The 18,909-nt window shown below is 39.1% G+C and carries 15 protein-coding genes; 13 read left to right on the forward strand and 2 right to left on the reverse strand.

Features of this window, described 5'->3' with window-relative positions; genetic code table 11:
• The first annotated feature begins 42 nt into the window (after positions 1-42).
• Complete coding sequence (locus ACI7T6_RS05960; protein WP_404665463.1) at positions 43-660, forward strand: DedA family protein; 618 nt, start codon at positions 43-45, stop codon at positions 658-660.
• A gap of 5 nt (positions 661-665) precedes the next feature.
• Positions 666-1,172, forward strand: a complete 507-nt coding sequence (locus ACI7T6_RS05965) for a CDP-alcohol phosphatidyltransferase family protein (protein WP_404665464.1) — start codon at positions 666-668, stop codon at positions 1,170-1,172.
• An 11-nt stretch (positions 1,173-1,183) separates the two neighbouring features.
• Here ACI7T6_RS05965 and ACI7T6_RS05970 read toward each other — a convergent pair whose 3' ends face one another.
• Positions 1,184-2,197: a mechanosensitive ion channel family protein gene (locus ACI7T6_RS05970; RefSeq protein ID WP_404665465.1), complete on the reverse strand. Its 1,014-nt coding sequence runs from the start codon at positions 2,195-2,197 to the stop codon at positions 1,184-1,186.
• A gap of 446 nt (positions 2,198-2,643) precedes the next feature.
• On the opposite strand from ACI7T6_RS05970, the gene ACI7T6_RS05975 reads away from it, so the two are divergent.
• Both ACI7T6_RS05975 and polA read left to right on the forward strand, forming a co-directional pair.
• Positions 2,644-3,681 (forward strand): S49 family peptidase, encoded by a 1,038-nt coding sequence (locus ACI7T6_RS05975; protein WP_404665466.1) that lies wholly within the window; start codon positions 2,644-2,646, stop codon positions 3,679-3,681.
• 45 nt (positions 3,682-3,726) lie between these two features.
• Positions 3,727-6,378, forward strand: a complete 2,652-nt coding sequence (gene polA / locus ACI7T6_RS05980) for a DNA polymerase I (RefSeq protein ID WP_404665467.1) — start codon at positions 3,727-3,729, stop codon at positions 6,376-6,378.
• Between the two features lie 319 nt (positions 6,379-6,697).
• Here polA and ACI7T6_RS05985 read toward each other — a convergent pair whose 3' ends face one another.
• The gene (locus ACI7T6_RS05985; protein ID WP_404665468.1) at positions 6,698-6,880 is read right to left on the reverse strand and encodes a hypothetical protein; all 183 of its coding nucleotides are present in this window, start codon (positions 6,878-6,880) and stop codon (positions 6,698-6,700) included.
• Positions 6,881-6,956: 76 nt separating this feature from the next.
• Between ACI7T6_RS05985 and rho the strand changes: the two genes are divergently transcribed.
• From rho to fusA, 9 genes are all read left to right on the forward strand, one after another.
• Positions 6,957-8,294 carry a transcription termination factor Rho gene (gene rho / locus ACI7T6_RS05990; RefSeq protein WP_404665469.1) on the forward strand — a complete coding sequence of 446 codons (1,338 nt, stop codon included), beginning with the start codon at positions 6,957-6,959 and terminating at the stop codon, positions 8,292-8,294.
• 468 nt (positions 8,295-8,762) lie between these two features.
• Positions 8,763-9,929: a hypothetical protein gene (locus tag ACI7T6_RS05995; RefSeq protein WP_404665470.1), complete on the forward strand. Its 1,167-nt coding sequence runs from the start codon at positions 8,763-8,765 to the stop codon at positions 9,927-9,929.
• 586 nt (positions 9,930-10,515) lie between these two features.
• Positions 10,516-11,670 (forward strand): hypothetical protein, encoded by a 1,155-nt coding sequence (locus tag ACI7T6_RS06000; RefSeq protein WP_404665471.1) that lies wholly within the window; start codon positions 10,516-10,518, stop codon positions 11,668-11,670.
• Positions 11,667-12,851 carry a hypothetical protein gene (locus tag ACI7T6_RS06005; RefSeq protein ID WP_404665472.1) on the forward strand — a complete coding sequence of 395 codons (1,185 nt, stop codon included), beginning with the start codon at positions 11,667-11,669 and terminating at the stop codon, positions 12,849-12,851. Before ACI7T6_RS06000 ends, ACI7T6_RS06005 begins: the two co-directional genes overlap by 4 nt.
• Positions 12,852-13,145: 294 nt before the next feature.
• On the forward strand, positions 13,146-14,303 hold the full coding sequence (locus tag ACI7T6_RS06010; protein ID WP_404665473.1) for a hypothetical protein: 1,158 nt from the start codon (positions 13,146-13,148) through the stop codon (positions 14,301-14,303).
• Positions 14,300-15,481, forward strand: a complete 1,182-nt coding sequence (locus tag ACI7T6_RS06015; RefSeq protein WP_404665474.1) for a hypothetical protein — start codon at positions 14,300-14,302, stop codon at positions 15,479-15,481. The genes ACI7T6_RS06010 and ACI7T6_RS06015 overlap by 4 nt, the downstream gene beginning before the upstream one ends.
• Positions 15,482-15,772: 291 nt before the next feature.
• Positions 15,773-16,144: a 30S ribosomal protein S12 gene (gene rpsL / locus ACI7T6_RS06020; protein WP_404665475.1), complete on the forward strand. Its 372-nt coding sequence runs from the start codon at positions 15,773-15,775 to the stop codon at positions 16,142-16,144.
• 164 nt (positions 16,145-16,308) lie between these two features.
• Positions 16,309-16,782, forward strand: a complete 474-nt coding sequence (gene rpsG, locus ACI7T6_RS06025; RefSeq protein WP_404665476.1) for a 30S ribosomal protein S7 — start codon at positions 16,309-16,311, stop codon at positions 16,780-16,782.
• 12 nt (positions 16,783-16,794) lie between these two features.
• Positions 16,795-18,897, forward strand: coding sequence for an elongation factor G (gene fusA / locus ACI7T6_RS06030; protein ID WP_404665477.1), 2,103 nt, complete (start codon positions 16,795-16,797; stop codon positions 18,895-18,897).
• The last annotated feature ends 12 nt before the right edge of the window (positions 18,898-18,909 follow it).

Consider the following 18,909-nt stretch of genomic DNA (forward strand, 5'->3'; position numbering starts at 1 on the left):
TTCACTACCCTCTTAAGTAAATGAAGCCTTATAATACACTTCATGGAAAGTCTTATTAGCTGGATTTTAGCTCATGCTCACTCAGCTCATTGGTGGATTTTTGCAGCTATTTTACTAGCTGGGTTTAATCTTCCTATTAGCGCAGATGTTTTGATTGCCCTCTCAGCTCTTCTTGCGCTCTCTCTTGGCCCTGCCTTTTTGTGGAAGCTTTACCTTGCCATTTTTTTAGGATGTTATTTTGCCGGTTGGATTGCTTACTGGATAGGAAGAATCGGAGGAGAGTGGCTCCTTAAGACCTCTTGGTTTAGACGTATTTTCCCCAAAGAGCGGCAAGATAAGATTGAATACTTTTACCATAAATATGGATTTCTCACCTTTTTGATTGGAAGGTTCATTCCCTTTGGCGTGAGAAATTGCCTATTTATGTCTTCTGGGATGAGTAAGATCCCCTTTTTAAAATTCGCTCTATGGGATCTTCCTGCCTGTTTCCTTTGGACCTCTCTTTCTTTTTCTCTCTTCTGGTTCTTAGGGAAACACTCTCCCGATTTTACAAACCATCTCAAAATACTCAATTTAACCCTTTTTTCTGCTTTCGGTGTGACGGCAATTGCTGTTCTTTGGTATAAGCGAAGGGGAAAAAAAATCCATAAAAGCGTATAACCACTATGATCAACATCTCAAATAGCCTATCTTTACTTAGAGCCCCTCTCGCTTTTCTCTTTCTCATCGAAAGCCCGATGCTCCGTTTGATGGCCACTTTTCTTGCCATGCTAACAGACAGTATTGATGGATATTTAGCAAGACGCTCAAAAACAGCATCCCGTTTTGGAGCGGTCTTAGACCCTGCAATGGATAAATTTTTTGTTTTCTTTGCACTAGGAGCTCTATGGTTCGAAAATAAAATTGAGCTGTGGCAACTTGTGACGATGGTTTCAAGAGATATTGCTCTTTGTATTTTTGGACTCTACTTAAGTGCCTCTAACCGCTGGCATACGTATGAATTTAGATCCATCAGATGGGGAAAAATCACAACAGCGCTTCAATTTATTGTCCTCATTGCCCTCTCTCTTGGATATGAAATACCCACAGTCACTTTTTATGCATTTGTCGGATTTGCACTTCTTGGACTCTATGAACTCTTTCAGTTTAAAAAAGTCACAGCTGAGGCCTAAAATCTCTCTATCTAACGAAGTAAAGGGATGGCAAGAGATACCTGCCTCTTTTGCAAGATCTCATGGATTTGCATCAGCACTTCTTGCTGACGGATGAGAAGAGAGTTTACCCCGCTTCCTACCTTAGCATACGCCGTGATGACAATATCTCCCCCGCTTCCATCAAACGCTTTTAAATACACCTCTAAAGGAAGCTTTGCATCAATCCACGGCGTCTCTTTTAAAAGCTGTTTAATCTCTTCTGTAAGTAAAGCTACTTGAGAAATGTCTGTATAAATAATTTTAAAGGTGCGCTCAAAAAGCGCATGCGCTTTACGGCTGTTATTGACGACAATGAGCGTTGAAAAAACGTTATTAGGAAGATACACCATCTGCCTTCCTCGATCTTTTAAAGAGGTGGTAAACCATCCCATATCTTGAATGGTCCCTGTGATATTTTTTTCAGGTAAAGAAATTTCATCTCCTAAGACAAACGGTTTCATGAGAGAGAGAAATATTCCCGTACAAAAATTAGCAATCACATCTTTACTAGCTAGTGCAAAAGAAGCGGCTCCCACCCCTCCTAAAGCAAGTAACGGGGTCGTATCAATTTCTAAAAGAGGGAGAATAATCAAAACAATACCCAACACTGTGGCAATGGTAATTAAGCGGCTAATGAGCTTGAGGGTCATTTGATCGCTCGGTTTATTCAGCTGCAAAGATAAATGGTCCTCTAACACTTTTTTCCATCTAAAAAATATCCACACTCCAGAGGAAAAGATCGCCATCCGTCTTGCCGAGCTAAAAAGAGCTTGATTTACTTCCCAACCCATTTCTTGCACACATAAACGGAGAAGATAAAGCCCGAGTAAAAACCACAGAAGTAATGAAAGGGGGAATTTTAAAATATGCGTGACTTTAGCAGAAGATCCAGAGGGCCTGGATTTTTCAAAATAGTAGAGCCCTTTAATCACAAGCCATTGACAAAGAGCAATCAAGGCAAGCGCAAAAAGAGCTTCAGTTAATTTATCGCTGATGAAATTCATACTGTAACGATAACAAACCCTGAAGATAAGATGCTACCCCCCTTCTAAAAAAACCTGTATTCTTGGGGGATGGAAGTTTTTTCTTCTTCTCATACAAGGCAAAAGTCCTTTTAAAAGTCTCCTGATGACTGAAGTAGCCTGTAGCTTCCCCTTTACAAGAGCGCTTTTCTCATAGGGACTATACCACCTATTTATCCAATTGGATCTTCTTTTTAGAGCCTGATCTCCTTGACCCCCAGTTCTTATGATGATTTAAAGCAGATTGTACTCAATCTTAAAAAAAGAGCGTTTTTTTACTTTGTAAAAAGGCCTCTGATCCCCTTATTTAACTCCCCGTAGGGATTTTTTATGCTTGAATCAGAGACTCTTATGAAGATAAGCATGTTTTTATTTGCTGAATTAAACAGAAGCTTTTAAGATGAACTCACTTATCTAAGAGGTCTCCTATGCAATTTATACGTGAATCTATTTTTGCCAGCACACTTCGGCTATTTTGTCGGTCGGTTGCCCTCATTCTAGGGATTGGAATCGGAGTGATTGCAGTGGCTTTATGTGTATCTGCTTTTATCGCTCCTTCTTGCTCTTCTCCTCAATCTCAAATGACCCTGCTTCCTGATGCAGAAGGAAATAGAGAGCTTCTTCCTCTTTCTTCTCCTGCCATTTTGTGTATTGATATTCAAGGGGTGATTGGAGTGGGAGATCTCACACAAGATAAGATCAATAATATTCTCTTAGATTCTAGAGAGAACCTCTTTAAAAATAGCCGTGTGAAAGCGATTTTACTCAAAATTAACACCCCTGGCGGCTCTTCTGTTGATTCCGATGCGATCTATCAGCTTCTCATGCATTATAAAGCAAAATATGAAGTTCCTGTTTATGCTTATGTGAGCGGTCTCTGCGCCTCTGGAGGGATGTATATCGCCTGTGCAGCGGATAAAATTTACGCCTCAAGATCAAGTGTGATTGGCTCAGTTGGTGTCATTTTAGGCCCTAACTTCAATTTCTCTGATGTGATGACAAAATATGGCATCCAAGCTAAAACATTTACTGCAGGGCAAGATAAAGATGAACTCAACCCTTTCCGTCCTTGGAAGCCTGATGAAGGAGAATCGATTCAGTCCATCATCTCTGTCATTTATGATCAATTCATCTCGACTGTCTCAGCATCACGCCCTCTCTTAACAAAAGACCTTTTAATCAACACCTACGGCGCGCATATTTTTGCTGCCCCAACAGCTGAGACGCTGGGGTATGTAGATAACGGCAATAGCAGCTACATAGAGGCACTGAAAGATTTAGTCAAAGAGATAGGGCTTTCTGATGAAACCCCTTATCAAGTGGTGAAGCTCTCAACAGCTCATAGTTTTTTTAATGACTTTGGACAGTCTCTCACCCCGGCACATGTGATGCGTTCGGTATTAGGACTTAAAACGGATGATGTCTCACTCCTACAAGGGCAATTTCTTTACTATTATCAGCCCTAATATATGATAAATGAGGTAAAATTCTTCTAAACTGGAATATATCTCATGAAAAAACTGCTAATTATTGATGCCGTAAACTTTCTCTTTAGAGCGTATTACGGCATTGCTCCTATGACAAATCATGAAGGCATGTCAACCAATGCCATTTTTGGATTCATCAGATCCATCAATAAACTCATGACGGACTTCCCTTCTGATCATGTCGTTGTGGTGTTTGATGGAATCAATAATAAAAAAAGCAGATCCGATCTTTATGCAGATTATAAAAGCCACCGTAAGGAAATGCCACAAGATCTTGTCCCTCAGCTGGACCTTGCAAGAAAGTGGTGTGAGTTAAGAGGCCTTCCCTCTCTTTCCATTGAAGGAGTAGAGGCTGATGACACGATTGGAAGCATCGCTGTATGGGCAGCTAGTCTTGAGACCGAAGTGAGACTGTGTAGTAGTGATAAAGATTTATGCCAACTTGTATCAGATCATATTCATCTCTTAAATCCCAGTAAAGATTACCTAGAAGTCAATACCGAAAAAGTCAAAGAGCTGTTTGGGGTTTATCCTCATCAAATAATTGACTATCTAGCACTAGTTGGTGATGCTTCTGATAATATTCCAGGAGTTGAAGGGTTTGGACCTAAAACAGCTTCCTCTTTACTTGAGCAATTTGGAGATTTAAACACGCTCCTTGAAAATAGTGATAAGGTGCCAGGTCAAAAAAAACAAGAGGCTCTTCAAAAAGGAAAAGATATGGCTCTTTTAAGCCAAAAGCTTGCCACGATTAACCTTTTTATTCCCTTTCCTAAAGACGCTCTTTTCTTTTTGAAAAAACCGCTTCAGCATGAAGAAATCAAGCAGTTTTACCACAACCTTCAGCTCTTCTCTTTTTTAAAAGAGCTCGAAGCTCTTTCTCCTAAAGTCCCAGAAAAAACAAGTTATAAGCTTGTGAATACGTTAGAAGAGCTTCAAGAGGTGTGTACTCTTTTAAAACAAGAGGCCTCTATTTGTCTAGATACAGAAACCACATCTCTTAACTCTATGAATACAGAGATTGTAGGGATTGGGCTCTCTTCTAAGCCTCATGCGGCGTGGTACATCCCGTTTAACGGATTGTTAGATCAATCTACCATCCGAAATCAGCTCACCTCGCTTTTTCAAACGCCTACACTTTCTTGTTATGGGCATCATATTAAGTTTGATCTACATGCCCTTATCAATGAAAACCTCCCCCTTCCTCAGGTGGGATTTGATACGATGCTAGCCTCTTATCTTCTAACGCCGCAAAATCACCGCCACAACCTCGATGAACTTGCGCTTTCGCATTTTGATTTTCATAAAACACCAATCACCGATTTGATTGGAAAAGGGAAAGATCAAAAATCCATGCAAGATGTCTCCGTTGAAAAGGTGAGCCTTTACTGCTGTGAAGATGTGGATTATACAGCAAGATTAAAAGAAAAATTTGCCCCTGAAATTGAGAAAAATCAGCTGCATAGCACTCTTTATGATATTGAAATCCCGTTAATTCCTGTTCTTCTTAAAATGGAGAGAAAAGGGATTTTTGTAGATACTGTATCCTTAAGTCAATTAGCAGATACACTAGAGTCTTCTCAAAAAGAGTTAGAAAAAAAGATATACGCTCTTGCAGGAGAATCATTTAATATTAATTCCCCTAAACAGCTCAGCCACCTTCTCTTTGAAAAGATGCAGGTCACTCCGCTGAAAAAAAATACAACCGGGTATTCCACAAACGCAGCTGTTTTAGAAGAGCTAAAAGAAACTGTTCCTCTTGCAGCTCTTGTTCTTGAATACCGCGGGTTAGAAAAACTAAGATCCACCTACATCGCTCCGCTGCCCTCTCAAATCAATCCCTCTACTCACCGCGTTCATCCTACCTTTAATCAATCTGTTGCCTCAACAGGAAGGCTCTCTTGCCAAGATCCAAATTTACAAAATATTCCGATTAAATCTCTTTTAGGAAAAAAAATTAGAGAGTCGTTTAAGCCTCAAGATCAAGACGGGTTATTTCTTTCTGCTGACTACTCTCAAATTGAACTTCGGCTTCTTGCTCACTTAAGTGAAGACCCTGCCCTTCTTGAAGCGTTTAATGCAGGGGAAGACGTTCACGCTTATACAGCTTCTCTCGTCTTTAATGTCCCTTTAAAAGAAGTGTCTTATGAGATGCGTCAAAGAGCAAAAGCTGTGAACTTTGGGGTCCTCTACGGACAACAAGCGTTTGGGCTCTCACAAGGTCTTGGCATTACGTATCATGAAGCATCTCAATTCATTGACACCTATTTTGATCGGTATAAAAGAGTAAAAGATTTTCTAGAGTCTTGTAAAGAGTCCGCAAGAAAGACAGGATACGCCATCACGATGACAGGAAGAAAACGGCCAATTCCTGATATCGTGAGCAAAAATCCCCTCATTAGAAATGCCTCTGAAAGGCTAGCGATTAACACCCCTCTTCAAGGCTCAGCGGCCGATCTCATTAAAATGGCTATGATCAATATCGATACCTATTTAAAAGAAAAACCCCAATGCCATATGCTACTGCAGATTCACGATGAACTTCTTTTTGAAGCGCCTCAAAGCGAAATGCCCTCTTTATCTCATGAAGTGAAGCGTCAAATGGAGGGCGTCATGCAGCTAAAAGTTCCTTTAGAAGTCCACATTTCCATTGGAAAAAATTGGGGAGAGTGTTAACGTTAAGTAAACCATCCAATACAGGTTTTTTACATGAGGTGAATCACTGATTTGCCGCCTGATGCAGAAAACGGAAGGTTAAAGAGTTGATGCTGATAGAGTTACTTGTAATTCTAAGCACTCTTAAAAGTCCTAGGTAAGGCAAATTGATAAATTTCCTAGGGCCTAACGTCATGACAAATCACCAATTTAATAGAAAAATTACAACTAGTGTGTTTTCAAACTCAATGAAACTCTTCTGTTAAGAAGCTCTCATTCTGTGAATAGGACAGGCAAGGGTTAAATTTTATTTTTGATCTAAGAGGTAAAATCTGCTTTTTTAGATTTTTACCCCTGAAGCGCCTCTTCTTGATGACATGCATAGAGAAGTGTGATATTGACGCTGTAGCCCCCTCTCTTTCTTTGACCCTTCAAAGTAAGAGAGAAGAAAAGAATTAAAAAAAACAGGCACTCTCTTTTCCATGCCCCATTGCATGAAATGCCGATAAGAGGGTGCTCTCATAAGAACCTTAAGGCGACAGAGTCGCTATAAAAAAAGAAATTTTTAAGCTAATGCCCAATTTATGCAAGGAGCCCGAATGAAATCCGACCCATCTCAACCAGATTCAGAAATCCCTTCTGAAGCCACTTCATCTCTTTCCCCTCCACTCACATCTCAAGAACAAATCACAAAAATTGCAGATCTCCAAAGAATGGAAGTGGAAGAGCTTAATAACGTTGCAAGAGCGATGGGGCTTAACTTAGGATCGATCGCAAAGTCTCAGCTTGTTTTTGAAATCGTTAAAGCTAAAGCAGAATCTCCCACAGAAATCTTAGTGGGTGAAGGGGTGCTAGAAGTTCTTCCGGATGGCTTTGGATTTTTAAGATCTCCTAACTACAACTACCTCCCTTCTGCTGAAGACATCTATGTCTCTCCTGCCCAAATTCGCCGGTTTGATTTAAAAAAAGGAGACACTGTCTATGGAACCATTAGATCTCCTAAAGAAAAAGAGAAATATTTCGCTCTTCTTAAAGTGGATAAAATCAACAACCGCCCTCCAGAAGCTGCCCGTAACCGGATCTTATTTGAAAACTTAACACCTCTTTATCCCAATAAGCGGCTTGTCATGGAAACAGGTAAAGATAAGCTCACAACCCGGGTGCTAGATCTTGCAGCGCCTATTGGGATGGGACAGCGCGGTCTTATTGTAGCGCCTCCAAGAACCGGTAAAACCGTTATTTTGCAAAATATTGCAAACGCCATCACGACCAACAACCCTGATGTGATCTTAATTGTTCTTCTCATCGACGAACGGCCTGAAGAGGTGACAGATATGATGAGAAGCGTGAAAGGGGAAGTGGTTTCTTCAACCTTTGATGAGCCGCCAGAAAGACACGTACAGGTTGCTGAAATGGCGATTGAAAAAGCAAGAAGACTTGTAGAATACCATCACGATGTGGTCATTCTTCTTGACTCTCTCACAAGACTTGCAAGAGCGTATAACACGATCCAGCCGCATTCTGGTAAAATCTTGAGCGGTGGTATTGATGCGAACGCGCTGCATAAGCCAAAAAGAATTTTTGGAGCGGCCCGTAATGTCGAAGAAGGGGGATCTCTCACCATCATCGCGACAACGCTGATTGATACAGGGTCTCGTATGGACGAGGTGATCTTTGAAGAGTTCAAAGGAACCGGTAATATGGAGCTTGTCCTAGACCGGCGCTTAGCAGATAGAAGAACTTATCCAGCGATTGATCTCATTAAGAGTGGAACAAGGAAAGAAGAGCTCCTTTGTCACCCTGAAGAGTTAGAGAAAATCTATCTCATGAGACAAGCTCTTGCTGACCTCTCTCCTCTTGATGCAATGAACCTCTTAACAGGACGTCTCAAGAAAACTAATAGCAATATTGAGTTTTTGATTTCCATGAAAGAGTAATTGAAAGTCTCTATCAGATGAGTCTCTTATCTAAAGAGGTAAGAGACTCATCTGAAATCTTAAGAAGTCCTTTATCAGAGTATTTTCTCACGCTATAGAAGATGCTGATTCACGTTTAACCCTCTAAAAATTGCCCTCCCTATTCAATAGCTAAAAGATGTAAGTGTACTGTGTCCTTTAATAACCTAAGAGATAGAAGGCCTAACTCTTTTAAGTAAAACTTCTTGCCCAAATTATTCCCTCATCGGTATCTTCTAATGTGACCCCTTTAACGTTTAATAGTAGAAATCCTTTGAGTTTCTCAAATTAACGAGAAAGTCTTTTCATCATGGACCCTTTGAGAAAGGATAATCTAAGATGAAAACATGTTTTAAGGATCCTATAAAGAGGATCCATAACAACTTTTCTTGTGAAATTCAAAAGACTTTTAGTATTAGATAAATATACCCTGAATAAAAAAGGTTTATTATGTCTATACCTACCCAATCTCCTCGCCGGTGGCTAGGAGATCTGCCCTCCTTTGCTTCCTTTAAACTGGATCAAGAGTCTAATCTTTTTTTAGAAATACATATTAAAAAAGATTTCCATGCACTCCAAAAACTCACCAATCAAATTGCGCTTGAAACTCTGCATAAAATCACAGCTTATACTCTTATAGGAGGCGCTCTCCTAGGAACAATGGCCTTAATGACAGCCTCTACTTTTGTCATTGTAAGAACTCTCAAAAAAACAGCCCCCGTGCATTTACTCTTATATGCTGTGATGTGTAAGCCCTTAACGCCCTTGATAAAATACTTACTTCAGCAAGCCTCACTTTTATACATCATCACCTTAAGTATGCTCATTGATATAGCAGCTAGCTCCATTTTACGATCTCTTCATCACCGCACCTATATCACGAAGGTGGCACTGATCCCTGTACACTATCAAAAGCGTCAAAATCTTTCTGAAATCGCTTCAAATATTTTAAATCTATTTCTCATTGACCAGGTTCAAGCCTCAGATTTAATATGCCCTCTCTCTCAAAAGATGATGGCATTTCCGATGAAGAGTCCGTGTCATCATGTATTTGAACTTTTTTCTCTTGCAGCAGAAATTCGGACGTGTAATGAAGGCTCTTTAACAAAAAAATATCTCTGCCCTACATGCACGGCTCCTCTTTCAGAAATGAATCATGATTTAGAAAAATCGGATCTGATCCGTAAAAACGGCCGCCATATTTTTATAAAACTCGAGCAGTTATTAATACAGCCATCTGTCATAAAAGAGATGGAAAGACAAGAGATCTCTTTGATGATCTCAAGAGGAAGTCCTATTCTTCGACGTCCCTTGGAAGAATTAAATCAGCTCATTCACCGCACTCCAGAAAAACTTTTACCAGATGAAATTGTGGCTCTTACTGCCTTCATCATCAAACAATTTATTCCCTTCGAACATAATCTCTATGCGATTTACCAAACAGCATTTCATCAACTCACCGAAATATCACGGAGAAGGGATCTTTCTTTGGATACCTCTAGTACACTTATCCTCCAACTCATAGAGTGGTACGACCAGAAAAGATGCATTCCTGAACCGTGTAAGAGAGTAACTGAGTTATTCCATCTGATCGAAAGTCATGAAGCTTGTGAATGAGAGTGTGTTTTACATGTCTTAAAGAGACATATCCTTATAGGCTCTTTGCTTTGAACCAACCGATCTTTACAATATATTTTGCTATTTCAAATGGAGTAAGAGACTATCATTCTTAATAGGTAAATCAGCAAAGAAGCTTTTTTATCTCTAACCACTCATCCTCTTGATCCTTGATTCAAGAGGGTGATCGCTCTATAGAATGAATACGGTGTGATAGAAGCTCTTTTCTAACAAGCCTTTAGGTTAAAAAAATTGAACCATTTTCTACATCAAAATTTTTCCTTAAAAGAGTTATCCTCTTAGCATTGATTCTTTTAAGGAAAAAAGCTTGCTCAAATTATTCCCCCACCTGTATTGTTTTGATTAACACAAATTAACGTTTAATAGTAGAAATCCTTTGAAGTTCTCAATTAAGCGGAAACCATTTTCATGATTGATATCTCAAGAAGGTTTTAAAGATGCCTCTCTTGAGCTAAAGATGATGAAATGCATTTAGCTCCTGAAGGATCTAAATGAGAGCTTCCGTTGTGAGCTTCAAAAGAGGTCTAGTATTAGATAAATATACCCTGAACAAAAAAGGTTTATTATGTCTAACCCTATCCATGCTGGATCCTCTTGTCCTCAATTAGGAGACTTGCCCTCCTTTCTCTCTTTTGAATTTATTCCTGAAACCCCCGTTTTTCTAAAATTTAGTTTTGCACGAGATCGAGGTGCTATGGTCCAAGCGGTTGATCAAGCAGCCCTTAACTATCTCCGTTTTTTAGGAACAGGTGCAGGAATTGGACTGACCTTAGGAGTTGGAGCCGTGATGGTTAAGTTATTGGGCAATCAAGAAAGTGCTCAAACTGCTGCAGTACTTCCAACAAATCCACCGCCTCTGAATCAATCCATTTATCGCCGTTTTCAAAATTCGGTTAATCAATCCATGTATTTAAACATCATCAGAAGTTCCTTAGCAATAGGTGTGACGACAGCGCATTATTTTGGATTATTCCATGGCGCTTATACTCTATTAAAGGTCATTCCTATTCGAACGAAAGCTTTTCAACACTCTCATGAAGCTTCTAATAAAGCGTTTGAAATCATGAATATCTTTGTAGAGAATAAAATTGAGCGATCAAATTGGATATGCCCTATTTCTCAGGAACTCTTGGCATTTCCTGTCACAATAAATTGTGGACATGTTTTTGAACTTTTTTCATTATCATTAATGATGCTCCCATCCGAGAGCCGCCAATCAACTAGCCGTCTATGTCCTCTTTGTAGGAGTTTTATTTCTAATATTGATTATGATGCGGATAAACTCAACATAATGCACCACGGCAGCCATAAAATTTTTGAGCAATTAGAAAATCTTCTGACTAAGTCGCATATTATGGATGGGGCCACAACGAGTGAAATTGAGTCATTAATTCATAGAGGACGGTTCTTTTTAGAGCGCCCTGTAGATGAAATAACTCATCTACTTCATCATTCTCAAAAAGAACTTCAACCAGATGAGCTCTTTGCACTAGCAGCTCTTATATTAACCCAATTTAAACCCATGCACCACAAAATCAAAATCATTTATGACATGAGCCTTACGCAAATTTCTGAACTTATGAGATTAGAAAAAATTACTCCTGATGATGGCCCTAAACTCATAAAAAATTTACATCTATGGTATCAACGAAGAGACTTTATTCCCCAAAACTGCCCATTAACAAGAACTTTATTTGAAAAATTAGGAGTTAGAGAATGAATATTATCCAAGCGATGAAACAAATCTACTCCGATAGAATAAATCCTTCCTTCTCCTTTACTCACCAATTTGGAAATTTTTTTCAAGAGATGCCTTTTCTCTATGTTTTTGATCAATCTTTTCTGATGAAAGATCTCTATGTGCCTTCAAAGCGTATGGATAACTTTAATGCATTTAAGCTTCTTCAGTGCAAAGAGGCTTATAGACCGATTGTGCCTCTAGATCTTGAAGGAGGTAATGGGTCTCGTTTGTTTGGAACACTTGTTCAATCTCATGCTAGCTATATGTCACTTGGAAGCATTGAAGGGTATCATACAGATAAACACCTTTCCTATAGGATTAACTTGAAGGCAATTGAAACCTTGTTTTGCGTGATTAAAAAAGAGGCTCCTAAAATCAGACATGCCATTCAGGAAAATCCCCTATTAGAAGGACTAAGAAGCCCTATAGTGAATCAATCATATTTTTACTCTGATACCTATCGTTGCCATCCAGATGTGACCTTCACCGAGCAACTCTTCATGCAGCGGATCACAGGCCGTATTGCCATGCATTTTGAGCAAGAGATCATTCAGGAAATGCCCTTTCCTCAATTTCAAAATGAAATGCATATAACAACAATTCAAAATGGAATGTCTAGAAAATATCCTCTTGCAATTGTGAGTTTATGGAAACCGAATTTTGAAGATCAAAAACTCTATTCTACGTATCAGCAAAAACTGTATGAAGAACGGGATAAACGGGTCTTTAAATGGTTTGATCAAGCGTTAACTTTGGATAAAAAGATAAGAGATCTTGATTCTACTGCTTTACTCACTCATCTCACAACAATTCCCTCACTTGAACAAGAGCTCTTTGATAGAAAAGCGCGCCTGATTAAAAAGATGATTCAAATCAGCTTGATTTCTGGAGGGGCTTTCTTGACGTTTTATTGGGGAATGAAAAACAAGAAACTGTTAGGAAAAATCCTAGCTAAAGGAACGTTTGCCTTTAATCAACTCAGCACCTCAAATCAGCTTTTAGTTAGCCAAATGATCTTGATTTTTTCCTTAAGAATAAAGCCTGTAGCCACCCTCTTTCTCTACCTTTTCTCTTTAGTTCCTACAGGATATATTGCTTTAAAAGAAAAATTAGATAGCCAAAAGAGTAGTGGCATTCAAGCTACCTCCTTAAGGTCCTGAACGTCAAGAAGATGGCTTTTTAAATGAGATCAAAATGTGCAGCTTAAGATCTCTTGTAAAAGAGTCATCTCATTTTTAATAAAAAAAACAGCTTGCCTTAATTAACTTTAAATCCGTATGTTCTTAATTGAAATAACTGAAGATTTAACAATAGAGGTCTTTTGAGATTTTCAAAATCAGTAATTATCATTTAGCTTCTTAGGGGTCACCTGAAATCTAAATTGAGGTTTTTTTTGCGAATTTCAAAAGGTATCTAATATGAGAAAAATACACCATTCATAAAAAAGGTTTATTATGTCCATTGTAGTGAGTTCTAATCAGCTAGCTCATCAACCTGAAGAGTTTCCCTCTCTTCTCTCTTTTACAATTAATACCGAAGAAAACCGTTTTCTCTCCTCTAGTCCAGAACGAGATCGAATGGCTTTAAATAACGTTTTGGATCAGCCTATTAACACGGCTCTCTATTTTCTAAAAATGACCTCTACAATAGGACTCATGCTAGGAGCTAGTGCGGTAGCTGTCAAGTTATTAGGTGCGTGGAAACCCGTACACGTTCCCTCCTTACGTCTTCACCGCGAACACTATCCTCTCTACCAAAGAGTGTACCATCATGCACGTAATTACATTCATCGAACAGACTCGGTACAATTACTCCTTACAGGCTTATGTACAGGGGTGATTTCAGGACTTGTAGGTGGCATTCCCTATGTACAATATCATAGAATAAGAGCCGTCTCTATTCGTGATGAGGCCTTTAGTCACTCTTATCAAGCTTCGAATAAAGCTTTTGAAATCACGCGTCTATTTCTAGCTGATATGGATACCCCCGAACAAAACTGTCCTATTTCTCATCAGCCCATGATCTTTCCTGTCATTACAAACTGCGGACATATCTTTGAGTTCTTTTCCGTCGCCATCAAACTCACACGGAAAAATCCTGACTACTCTCTAGCAGACTCTCCTTGCCCTCTTTGTAAAAAATCTATTTCTACTCTCACGCATCCAAAAAAATATTTCGAAAATAAAACAGGGATTTGGAACAAAATTTTCAAAAAAATCGAACGTTTACTAAAAAAATCTCATATTATCGATGGTCTCACAATGGATGAAATCGAGCAGATTATGCGAAAGGAAAACAGTTTTTTCACTCGGTCTAGTGAGGAATTAACAGCTCTCATCAAACAAGATATCAAAAACCTCTCACCTGATGAGCTTTTTGTACTAGCTGCTTTTATGTTAAGACAGTTTAAACCGATGCATGAAAAAATTGAATCGATTTATAAGATGAATACAAAACAAATTCTCAAGCTCAGGAGGCTGAAAAAACTTTCTCTTGAAAATGAAAAAGATCTCAGCGATGGCTTAAGCAATTGGTATACTTACCGAATATTCATTCCAGCACAATGTAGTTTAACAAGAGATTTATTTGAAAAATTAGGAGCTGCTCAATGAGTATCATGAATTTAATCAAGCAATTTTATTACACACAAGTGCCTCCTTCTATTCCTAAAAATACCTATTTTGAAAAAGCTCTTCAAGAACAACATCCTCCTCATGAAATCGATCGTTCCTTTCTCATGAGAAACCATCCACTTCCAATTTCGTTCCTCAATATCTTTGATCCCTACACTTTGATTCAGTGTAAAGAAGCCTATAGATCGCTCACTCTGAGGTACTCTGAAGAAGAAGAAGATCACCTTTATAATTTCTATGAGATCGCTCAATTAAAATTCCGTCAACTATCCACTGACACCTTAGAAGGGTATCATGTAGATAAACACTTCTCTAATTTGGTTCGGATAGAAGCTGTGGAAAAATATTTTCAATTGATTAAATTAGAGAATCTACAACACCAGCAGAAAATTGAAGGTCTTACAACTCCTGCACCCGACTTAGCGCAATCCTTCGTGGACTCAGAGAAAACTAATCTCAATTCTCTCTTCATGTATCAAGAACTTACATTTGCAGAATATCTATCTATAGACCGGATGATCGATAGGATGACGCGCCATATTAAACAAGAACTCATTAAGGAAATCCCGCTACCTTCTTTTCAAGACGCCTCTCATGGATCTTTGATTCAAAAAAAACTCTCAAAGGGGATATCTATTTCAAATATTTCATTAAAAAATCCCAATCCTGAAGACCATCAACTCTATCTTGCCTATCAAAAACAGCTTGATCAAGAAAAAACTAAAAGAGTCTATGAATGGATGGATAATAGTTTAGCAAGTGACCAAGCTTTAAGAAGCCATAACCCTCAAGCTTTACTTACCCATTTAACCACAGTCCCTTCCCTTGAACTTGCTATCCAAAGAAAAAAGAAACAGCTCATTTATCAAATCTTAAAAATTAGCGCGATATCAGGAGCTGCTTTGATGGCTCTTTATTGCCTTACGAAAAACTACACCCTCTTAAAAAAAGCTATCCAAGTTGTTCCTACTCAGTTCGAAAAAGCGCTGGGATATCTCCCGTTAGGATATCAATTGTTAATAAAAGCTAACCTCTTGATGCTAGGCTTTACAGGAGCATTTTATGTAGGACTGAAACTATCTGTGTTCATAGTCTTAGGAAGTCTTGAGTTAGAATACAAATATAAAAAAGGCGTATTAAAAAGATCAGAGTGGTAGATAAAGAGAGCGTGAAATATTTTTTATTAAAATTTAAGGGAGAACCACTTGAAACCTTCCTTCTCCCTTTTGATCAAAAGTAAATCCCTTCAATAACAAGGTTAAATATTTTTGAATTTGTCCTTAGGCTCTACCCTCTTCTCTTTCCCTTAAAGATCTTCTTTTCTTCTACTCTATTTTTTTGCAAAAAAAATCCCTCTTAAGTTATCCTCTCTACCAGAAAAAGAGTTCTTTGGATATGCATGTTCAGGAGCAATTCTTTTTCACATTGAATTATTTTAAGGAAAACTGATGCCGACAATTAATCAATTAGTCAAAACAGGGCGGGGACGAAAAGCAAAACGTTGTAAATCACCTGCTTTGCAAGAGTGTCCTCAAAAACGAGGCGTTTGCTTGCAAGTCAAGACTAAAACTCCTAAGAAACCTAACTCAGCGCTTAGAAAAGTGGCTTGGGTTCGTCTTTCGAATGGGCAAGAAGTCATTGCTTATATCGGTGGCGAAGGGCACAACCTCCAAGAGCACAGCATTGTACTCGTAAGAGGCGGAAGAGTAAAAGACCTTCCTGGTGTACGTTACCATATCGTTCGAGGAGCTTTAGACTGTGCTGCAGTAAAAGACCGTAAACAAAGCCGGTCAAAATACGGTGCTAAACGGCCTAAGTAGAGCGGTTTAGACCCCTCTAAAAAACTGTAGATCTCTCTATTTCTACAGATAAGTAATTGAGGATGACTTCTGTAAAGTCATTCTAGCTCAGAAAAGAGCTCGCTCTGATGGAATTTATCCATTTAGAGCACAGTGAAGAAAATAAAAAGTTAAGGAACCCTAAGATGTCACGAAGAAAACGCGCTGTAAAGCGTACGATAGAGCCTGATCCTCTATATAACAGCATTGTTCTTGCTAAATTCATCAATAAACTCATGTTCAGCGGAAAAAAATCTACCGCTCGTCGTATTGTTTATGCAGCAATCGAGCAATTTGCTAAAAAAGTTAAAGCAGAAGATCCTCTTGCTGCATTTGAACAAGCTTTAGAGAATGCAAAGCCTTCTCTAGAAGTTAAATCTCGCCGTATTGGTGGTGCTACCTATCAAGTTCCTATTGAAATTCCAGCTGACAGACGCACTTCGATGGCAATGAAATGGATCACTCACTATGCAAGAGAAAAAGTCGGCAGATCCATGGAAGAAGGGCTTTCTCAAGAGCTGTCTGATTGTTTCAACAATCAAGGTTCTTCGATTAAGAAGAAAGATGATACTCACAAAATGGCAGAGGCTAACAAAGCGTTTGCTCACTATAAATGGTAGGGGTAATCAAACATGGCTAACCAATTAAGTAAACGTCCTGAAACCGATATTCTGAAAAATGTCAGAAACATCGGGATCATGGCTCACATTGATGCTGGGAAAACAACCACTACAGAACGTATTCTCTACTATTCTGGACGTCTTCATAAAATGGGAGAAGTTCACGAAGGAGCTGCAACCATGGACTTCATGGAGCAGGAAAAAGAGCGTGGTATTACCATCACTTCAGCTTCAACCACTGTTTACTGGCAAGGAAGTAAAATCAACATCATTGACACTCCAGGTCACGTCGATTTTACCATCGAAGTAGAGAGATCTCTTCGCGTTCTTGACGGTGCAGTCGCTGTATTTGATGCAGTAGCTGGGGTTCAACCTCAATCTGAAACGGTATGGCGTCAAGCAAACCGCTACGGTGTTCCAAGAATTGCTTTTGTGAACAAAATGGACCGTATTGGAGCTGACTATTTTAATGCTGTCAATACGATGAGAGATAAGCTAGGAGCAAATCCCCTAATCGTTCATTGCCCTATTGGCGCAGAGTCTGAATTTAAAGGAATGGTTGATCTCGTGACAATGAGAGCTTACCTTTTCTTAGATGAAACACTTGGTGCTAAATACGAAGAAGCCGATATTCCTCACGATCTTTTAGAGAAATGCCAAAAGCTGCGCCAAGAGATGATCGAAGAGCTTGCAACCATTGATGAGAGCAACGAAACATTCATGGTTAAAGTTTTAGAAGACCCAAACAGCTTAACAGAAGATGAAATTCATGCCATGATTCGTCAAGGGGTGGTTGAACTCAAAATCAATCCTGTCCTTTGTGGAACAGCTTTCAAAAATAAAGGAATTCAACCTCTTTTAGATGCGATTGTCCGCTGGATGCCATCTCCTCTTGATCGTGGAACGATTAAAGGGATCAATATGAAGACAGAAGAGCCTCTTGAAATCACTCCTGATGACAACAGTCCTCTTTCTGCACTTGCCTTTAAAATCATGTCAGATCCGTATGTAGGAAGACTCACTTTCGTGCGTATTTATTCAGGTGTTCTTTCAAAGGGAACAAGCTTAATTAATACCACAAAAGAAAAACGGGAAAGAGTTTCAAGACTTCTTGAAATGCATGCTAACCAACGTAGAGACAGAGATGAGTTCTTTACAGGGGATATTGCTGCATGTATTGGACTGAAATACACCTCAACTGGAGATACTCTTTGTTCTGAAGGACAAGAGCTTCTTCTTGAGAAAATGGTATTTCCTGATCCTGTGATTTCTATGGCTATTGAACCTAAATCCAAAGCAGATAGAGAAAAGCTGGCTCAAGCGCTCTCTTCCCTTTCTGAAGAAGATCCAACATTCCGCGTCTCAACTAACGAAGAGACAGGCCAAACCATTATCGCTGGAATGGGTGAACTTCACTTAGATATCTTAAGAGACAGAATGTTAAGAGAATTTTCTGTGGAAGCTAACGTTGGGAAACCGGAAGTGGCTTACAAAGAAACCATCACCATTCCTGGAAAAATCGAGACGAAATATGTTAAACAATCCGGGGGCAGGGGTCAATACGCTCACGTTTGTTTAGAGATTGAGCCGAATGAGAAAGGAAAAGGGAACATCGTTGAAAGTAAGATTGTTGGGGGATCGATTCCTAAAGAATACATCCCAGCTGTTATCAAAGGGGTCAATGAAGGACTCACAACAGGAACACTTGCTGGATACCCTCTTGTCGATGTCAAAGTTGCCATCGTATACGGTTCTTATCACGAAGTTGACTCGAATGAAATGGCCTTTAAGATTTGTGCTTCTATGGCTCTTAAAGACGCAGCACGTAAATGTCAACCTGTCATCCTTGAACCGATCATGAAAGTTGTTGTGACAACTCCTGATTCGCATATTGGGGATGTGATTGGAGATATTAACAAACGTCGTGGAAGAATCATGAACCAAAATTCTACGAAAGGTCTTGTTGAGATTGAATCTGAAATTCCTCTTGGAGAAATGTTTGGTTATTCAACTCAATTACGCTCAATTACCTCAGGCCGTGGTACTTATACTATGGAACCGAGCCACTTTGAGAAAGTGCCAGCAAACATTCAAGAAAAAATTTCTAAAAAATAAGGATATTCGCCC

This window comes from Rhabdochlamydiaceae symbiont of Dictyostelium giganteum (genome assembly GCF_964291045.1).
Lineage (GTDB): Bacteria > Chlamydiota > Chlamydiia > Chlamydiales > Rhabdochlamydiaceae > PALSA-1444.